This is a genomic window from Bordetella muralis, assembly GCF_965139205.1.
GTDB lineage: Bacteria > Pseudomonadota > Gammaproteobacteria > Burkholderiales > Burkholderiaceae_B > Bordetella_A > Bordetella_A muralis.
This window is the reverse complement of record NZ_CBCSIU010000009.1, coordinates 47,381-54,047: the sequence shown is the minus strand read 5'-3', so window position 1 is coordinate 54,047 and position 6,667 is coordinate 47,381. Positions and strand designations below refer to the sequence as shown.

Here is a 6,667-nt window from a genome sequence, read left to right as displayed (position 1 = left end):
GGCTTTGAGGCGGCCTCCCGGCCCGATTGCCTCGNCNCCACGTCCAAAAGAACTCCGCCCCCTCAACCGAAACGAAATACGTATCCGCACAATGCCTCCGCAACGCACACATGCTCGCATTGCACAGCCCCCCTACCGCGTCTGCCCCCTCCTCAACCTCTCCCGGCTATTACTCAAATGCGTCCGCATCGCCCCCCGAGCCGCATCCGGTTCCTGACGCGAAATCGCGTCATAAATATCCTCATGTTCCCGATTGACCCGAGCCAGATACTGCTCGCGTCCTTCATCAGCAATACGTGCCGAATTGATCCGAGTGCGAGGAATCGCCGCCGACCCCAGATGAGACATCAGATCAGCAAAATAACGATTGTCCGTCGCTTGTGCGATCAATAAGTGGAACCGAAAATCAGGCGTAATCGTGTCACCATCGGATCCTAAGCTATGGCGGAACTCATCGAGCGCCACCCGCATATCCGCCAACTGCGCATCCGTACGGCGCATCGCGGCCAACCCCGCCGCCTCGCTCTCCAGACAGATGCGTAATTCCAGCAACACCAGCACATCGCGCACCGTCGCCAGATCCGCGGGATCGACCCGAAAATCCGCCCCGCCGCTGGGTTCCAGCGCATAAGTGCCAATACCATGATGAGTCTCGACCAACCCTGCCGCCTGCAAACGCGACAAAGCCTCGCGCACTACCGTACGGCTGACACCGAATTGACGCATCAATTCGGACTCGGTCGGTAATTTGTCACCTGGCCGGATTTGCCCACCTCGAATACGTTCGGACACGTCCTCAACCAAGCCTTGCGCCAGATTGCGCGGCCGACGCGGTACAGAAACCGGCCAGTCTGCGTTGTTCGTCATCAAGGGATATCCCGAGTAATACTGCGCTTGACGTGAAAATTCTGGCCTCATTATACTGCCCGAAGTTGTACGACAACGTATCTGTATCACCCAGGATATCTGTCGGCGTTCACGTATCACTCAGTCTGTCCCTTGCTTCTGCTACACCGCCGGAATGCTTGAATGACTCTCGTTACTGAATCACCCACGAACACCCGACACTGCCATTGCCCGCCGACCCGCGCAGCGGGCATTCATCACAGAGAACGATCATGAACACCCAGCCCCAAGCAGAACGGCTGGGCAGCATGCTATGCACCGTGGGCGAAAGCCCCGTATGGCGTGCCAGTGAGCAGGCCCTGTATTGGACAGACATCCCGGCACGCCGCCTGTGGCGCTACGATCCCGCCCAAGGATTGGCACATCATTGGCCGCTCCCTGAAATGGCGGGCTGCATCGCGATGCACGGCACAGGCTGGCTGGCTGCCATGGAAAGCGGCCTCTATGCCTTGCCAGCAGTCACCGCGCCCCCCAGCGCCGGCAATAGCGTTTCTGAACCGGCACCGCTGCCTGCGACAGCGCTCGCTCTCGTCACGCATGCCGCACCCGAGATGCGCTTTAACGACGGTCGCTGCGACCGCCAGGGCCGTTTCTGGGCAGGCACGATGGTCCAGAACATGGCATTGGGCCATGACGCCGGCCGGCTATATCGCTACGCGGGCGGTGAACTCAGCATCCCCTTGCCCACGACATTCATCGTGCCGAACGGCATGGCCTTCAGCCCCGACGGCCGCATCATGTATGTGTCCGATTCACACCCGGCTCGTCAGACCGTATGGGCCTTTGATTATGACGTTGATAACGGCGTGCCGCATCATGGCCGCGTCTTCATCGATCGCCTGCCCGCGGGCCGCCCGGATGGCGCAGCCGTGGATCAAGACGGCGGCTACTGGATATGCGGCAACGATGCCGGCATGTTGTACCGCTACACCCCGGCGGGCAAACTGGATCGCAGTCTGGCACTGCCCGTCGCCAAACTGGCCATGTGCGCCTTTGGCGGTGCAGGCCTGGACACCTTATTCATCACCAGCATCCGCCCTCCTCATGCTGCGCCCGACGCGCTGGACGGCGCCCTGTTCGCCCTCACACCTGGCACCCGCGGCCTGGAGGAACCCGCTTTTATCGGCTAGCCCCCGAGCGACTGACTCATAACGGGCCAACACCCATGGCCCACTTGGCACCAACGTAGTGCCCGCAGCGTTTTTTTCCACAAGAAACCTGATTACGCCCCACTCCTAAGCCGGAGGTAGACAATGTTGTGCTTTACCCTGAAACGCGCCACCGTGGCCGCGTTGACTGCTGCGTGCCTGTCCACAGGCGCATCCCTTCATGCCGAAACGCTGCGCTCGGCGGACATACACCCTGACGACTACCCCACCGTACAAGCCGTACGCCACATGGGCGAGTTGATCAAACAACGGACCAACGGACGTATCGACGTCAAGGTCTACGCTGGCGGCACACTAGGGCGCGAAGAAGACTCCATCGAACAAGTCAAAATGGGCGCGCTCGCCATGACACGCGTCAGCAGCGCCGCGATGCACAACATCTGCGAAACCACCCGCGTGCCATCGCTGCCCTTTTTATTCCGTTCCAAAGAGCACCTGCACAAAGTGCTCGATAGCGACATCGGCGAACAAATTCTGAAATCCTGCGAGAACGCGGGCTTTGTCGGATTGGCCTGGTATGACAGCGGCGCACGATCGATGTACACGCGCAACAAACCGGTCAAGAGCAAAGACGACATCAAAGGCATGAAGATCCGCGTCCAGCAGTCGGATCTGTCAGTCGCCATGGTCGAGGCGCTGGGCGGCAATGCCACCCCCATGTCCATGGGCGAGGTCTACACGGCATTAAAGACCGGCCTCGTGGATGCCGCAGAAAACAACTATCCCAGCTACGAAAGCGCGCACCATTATGAGGTGGCCAAGTATTACTCTCTGACCGAACACACCATGACACCGGAAATCCTGCTGTTTTCCAAACGTCAATGGGACAAGCTGTCGGACGAAGATCGCAAGATCATTCGCGATGCCGCTCGCGAATCCGTGCCCTATATGCGCAAGCTGTGGGCCGAGCGCGAAAACACATCGCGTGCCATCGTCGTCAAAGCAGGCTCGGAAATCATCGAGCCCGATAAGGCCTCGTTCCAGGCGGCAATGAAGCCCGTCTACGAGCGCTTTGTCACGACACCAGAAACGAAAGATCTGGTGACTCGCATCCAGGCCGTTCAATAAAGGAACAACCATGTCTGCCCAAACGCTTTCACCTACGGAAAGCAGCGGCAGCACAGTGTCACGGGTGTTAAATGGCTACGCACGTCTGTGCGCAGCCATTGCCCGGCTATGCATGGTGCTAAGTGTGATCGGGGTGATATGCCTGGTCGCCGCTGTCTCGTATCAAATCTTCGGCCGTCACGTCCTGAACAACACACCGACCTGGGCCGAAAGCCTGTCGCTGCTGCTGGTGCTGTACGTCACGATGCTGGGTGCGGCTGTGGCCGTGCGCGATGCTGGCCATATCGGCTTTGAATCGCTGGTCAATCTGCTGCCCGAAGCCGGCCAACGGCGCCTGCAGATTGTCATCCATTTGCTGGTGCTGCTGTTCGGTGCGCTCATGGCGTGGTATTGCGGCCAATTGGCCGAGTCGGTGCACAGCTACAAAATTCCCAACCTGGGTCTGTCTGAAGGCTGGAAATACGCGCCTGCCACGTTGTCCGGCGCACTGATCGTGCTGTTCTCGATCGAACACATCATTGCGCTGCTGCGCAATCAAAAGGTGGTCCCCGCATGGCATTGACTCTACTTTCATTGACGTTCATTGGGTTCCTGGTCATCGGAGTGCCGGTCGCCTTTGCCATCGGTCTGGCCTCGATATCGGCCATCGTCTATGAGGACCTGCCTATCGCGGTGGCTTTTCAGCAGATGACCTCGGGCATGAACGCCTTTTCGTTCCTGGCCATTCCGTTTTTTATCTTTACCGGAGAATTGATGTTGTACGGCGGCATTGCCGACCGTATTGTCGCGTTTGCCAAATCCGTCGTCGGTCATGTGCGCGGCGGGCTCGGCATGTCCAATGTCCTGGCTTGCACGCTGTTCGGCGGCGTATCGGGTTCGCCGGTCGCCGACGTTTCGGCAATGGGTTCAGTCATGATCCCGATGATGAAGCGCGAGGGCTACCACGCAGATTACGCGGTGAACGTCACCACGCATGCGGCATTGGTGGGCGCACTGATGCCCACCAGCCACAACATCATCATTTATACCTTGGCTACCGGCGGCAAAGTCTCCATCGCGGCGTTGATTGCCGCCTGCGTTGTACCGGCAGTCATCTTGACGCTTTGCAACTTGGCAGCAGCCTATCTCGTAGCCCGCAAACGCGGTTATCCCGCGGGCACATTTCCCGGATGGGCAGTGGTAGTGCGATCGCTCGTAGCGGCTGCACCGGGGTTGTTTGTCATCGTGCTGATCATTACCGGTATTCTCAGTGGCGTCTTCACCGCCACAGAATCTGCCGCTGTCGCCGTCCTGTATTCACTGGCGCTCACCGCGCTGGTGTACCGTTCGCTGAGTTGGGATCAGTTCATCCGGGCGGCCGCCAAGGCGGTCAAGACCACCGGCATCGTGCTGTTGCTGATCGGTATCTCGGCTACCTTCGGCTATCTGATCGGGTTCTACAGCGTCGCAGAAAAGACCGGTGAACTGATGGGCGCGATCTCTACAGAGCCCTGGGCCATTTTTCTGATGGTCAACATCGCGCTGTTTGTGCTGGGCACTTTTCTGGACATGGCAGCTACGATCCTGATCTGCACGCCGATCTTTCTGCCGATCTGCATGCAGTACGGCATGAGTCCCGTGCAATTCGGCGTGGTCATGCTGTTGAATTGCGCACTGGGACTGAACACGCCTCCGGTAGGCACGGTGCAGTTTGTAGGGTGCGCCATAGGAAAAGTGTCAGTGGGTACCGTCATGCGCACCATATGGCCGTTCTATGGCGCGCTGATTGTGGCGTTGGCCCTCGTGACCTATGTGCCGACGTTCTCGTCGTGGTTGCCTGATCTGCTGTTCAAGTAGACACGACGCAGACTGCGGCGGCATTGCGCATGCCGCCGCGGATCGATCACGCTTGCAAGACTTTGCCAGGATTCATCAATCCCCGCGGATCCAGCGCCTGTTTGATCCGCTTCATCAGGCCCAGCTCCAGGGCACTCTTGTAATGAGGCAGCTCATCACGCTTGAGCTGACCGACTCCATGCTCGGCGCTGATGGAGCCTGCATGCTCGATCACGCTACGATGCACGACGTCGTAAATGTCTTGCTGCAACGCCAGCAGATCAGCCTCTGTCTGGCCCGGCGCACGCGCCACGTTGTAATGCAGGTTGCCATCGCCGAGGTGCCCAAATACCACGTTGCGCACATTGGGAAAGCGTTCCTGCAGCAACCCATTGGTCTTGTGCACAAACCCGGCAATCGATGAAATCGGAATCGACACATCGTGCTTGACGCCTTTGCCTTGCTCAGCCTCGGCCAAGGGAATGCTCTCGCGCAAATGCCATAGTGCACGGCTCTGCGCCACGCTGGCAGCAATGGCCGCATCGGTAACCAGCCCCGCCTCGATCGCCTCGCCCAATACTGCCTCGAAACGCTCGCGGGCATGCGCCTCGCTCTCGCTGTCAGATAGCTCCAGCAAGGCAAACCACGGGGATTTGGCCGAATCGCCCTCAAAGGGCAGCCGCTGCTGGGGAAATAGCTGCACGACGATCTGCAGGCAATCGCCCGCCATCAACTCGAACCCCGTCAGCGACGCCCCGAACCCGGACCGCGCCCGCGACAGCAACTCGACTGCAGCATCGATAGAATCCAATGCCAGCAACGCCGTACAAGAAGCCACGGGTTGCGGATACAACTTCAGGGTGGCGGCGGTAATAATGCCCAGCGTGCCCTCGCTGCCGATATAGAGGTCACGTAAATCGTAACCAGTGTTATCTTTGCGCAGCCCCCGCAGGCCGTTCCATATCTCGCCTTCGGCGGTCACGACCTCCAGCCCTAGCGCCAGTTCGCGGGCATTGCCGTAGCGCAACACCTGCGTACCGCCCGCGTTGGTGGCGAGATTTCCGCCTATCGTGCAACTGCCTTCGGCCGCCAGGCTCAGGGGAAACAGACGCCCGGCTTCGGCGGCCGCCTGCTGCACAGCCTGCAAAATGCAGCCGGCCTCGACCGTAATCGTATCGTTGGCCGTATCGATGGCACGGACGCGGTTCAACCTGCCGGTCGACAGCACGACCGCCTGGCCCGAGTCGTCGGGGGTTGCACCGCCGCACAGACCGGTATTACCGCCCTGCGGCACTACCGGCGTACCGTGCTGGACACACAGCCGCACTGCCTGCGCGACTTGTTCAGTGGAGCCGGGACGGATCACCGCCAACGCGGTTCCCCGATAACGTCGGCGCCAGTCTTGCAGGTACACCGCGGCATCTTCGCCGGTCAGCACATGGGCCGGGCCCAGTAGGGATTGCAATGCGTTCAATAAGCTCATAGCGAAAACCGCAATCAAAGCGCCCGGCCACGCAGGACGACATGGAAGACAGGAGGGTTATTGTAGGGCTGACCAGCAAATTTGGCGGTCCGTTCCGCCGGCAGCCGCCCCGCAACACCCGCGAATCGAGGATAATTCACATTCCTGCACACATAATTCACATTCACGCACACGTAACGCCCTGCTGCTTGAATATGATCAGCCCTATTTGATTATTCATCATTCC

At 59.4% G+C, this 6,667-nt stretch carries 6 protein-coding genes; 4 read left to right on the top strand and 2 right to left on the bottom strand.

Going from position 1 to position 6,667, the window contains the following annotated elements:
- Nucleotides 1-132: 132 nt before the first annotated feature.
- Nucleotides 133-867: a FadR/GntR family transcriptional regulator gene (locus ACNA0I_RS14470; RefSeq protein ID WP_415806712.1), complete on the bottom strand. Its 735-nt coding sequence runs from the start codon at nt 865-867 to the stop codon at nt 133-135.
- 251 nt (nt 868-1,118) lie between these two features.
- On the opposite strand from ACNA0I_RS14470, the gene ACNA0I_RS14465 reads away from it, so the two are divergent.
- The 4 genes from ACNA0I_RS14465 to ACNA0I_RS14450 all read left to right on the top strand — a co-directional run bounded on the left by ACNA0I_RS14465 (nt 1,119) and on the right by ACNA0I_RS14450 (nt 4,979).
- Nucleotides 1,119-2,036, top strand: a complete 918-nt coding sequence (locus ACNA0I_RS14465; protein WP_415806711.1) for an SMP-30/gluconolactonase/LRE family protein — start codon at nt 1,119-1,121, stop codon at nt 2,034-2,036.
- 123 nt (nt 2,037-2,159) lie between these two features.
- On the top strand, nt 2,160-3,143 hold the full coding sequence (locus ACNA0I_RS14460) for a TRAP transporter substrate-binding protein (protein WP_415806710.1): 984 nt from the start codon (nt 2,160-2,162) through the stop codon (nt 3,141-3,143).
- A gap of 112 nt (nt 3,144-3,255) precedes the next feature.
- Nucleotides 3,256-3,705: a TRAP transporter small permease gene (locus ACNA0I_RS14455; protein ID WP_415806874.1), complete on the top strand. Its 450-nt coding sequence runs from the start codon at nt 3,256-3,258 to the stop codon at nt 3,703-3,705.
- Nucleotides 3,696-4,979 (top strand): TRAP transporter large permease, encoded by a 1,284-nt coding sequence (locus tag ACNA0I_RS14450; RefSeq protein ID WP_415806709.1) that lies wholly within the window; start codon nt 3,696-3,698, stop codon nt 4,977-4,979. Before ACNA0I_RS14455 ends, ACNA0I_RS14450 begins: the two co-directional genes overlap by 10 nt.
- 46 nt (nt 4,980-5,025) lie before the next feature.
- Here ACNA0I_RS14450 and ACNA0I_RS14445 read toward each other — a convergent pair whose 3' ends face one another.
- A complete protein-coding gene (locus ACNA0I_RS14445; protein WP_415806708.1) occupies nt 5,026-6,441 on the bottom strand; it encodes an FAD-binding oxidoreductase in 1,416 nt (471 codons plus the stop codon).
- Nucleotides 6,442-6,667: the final 226 nt, after the last annotated feature.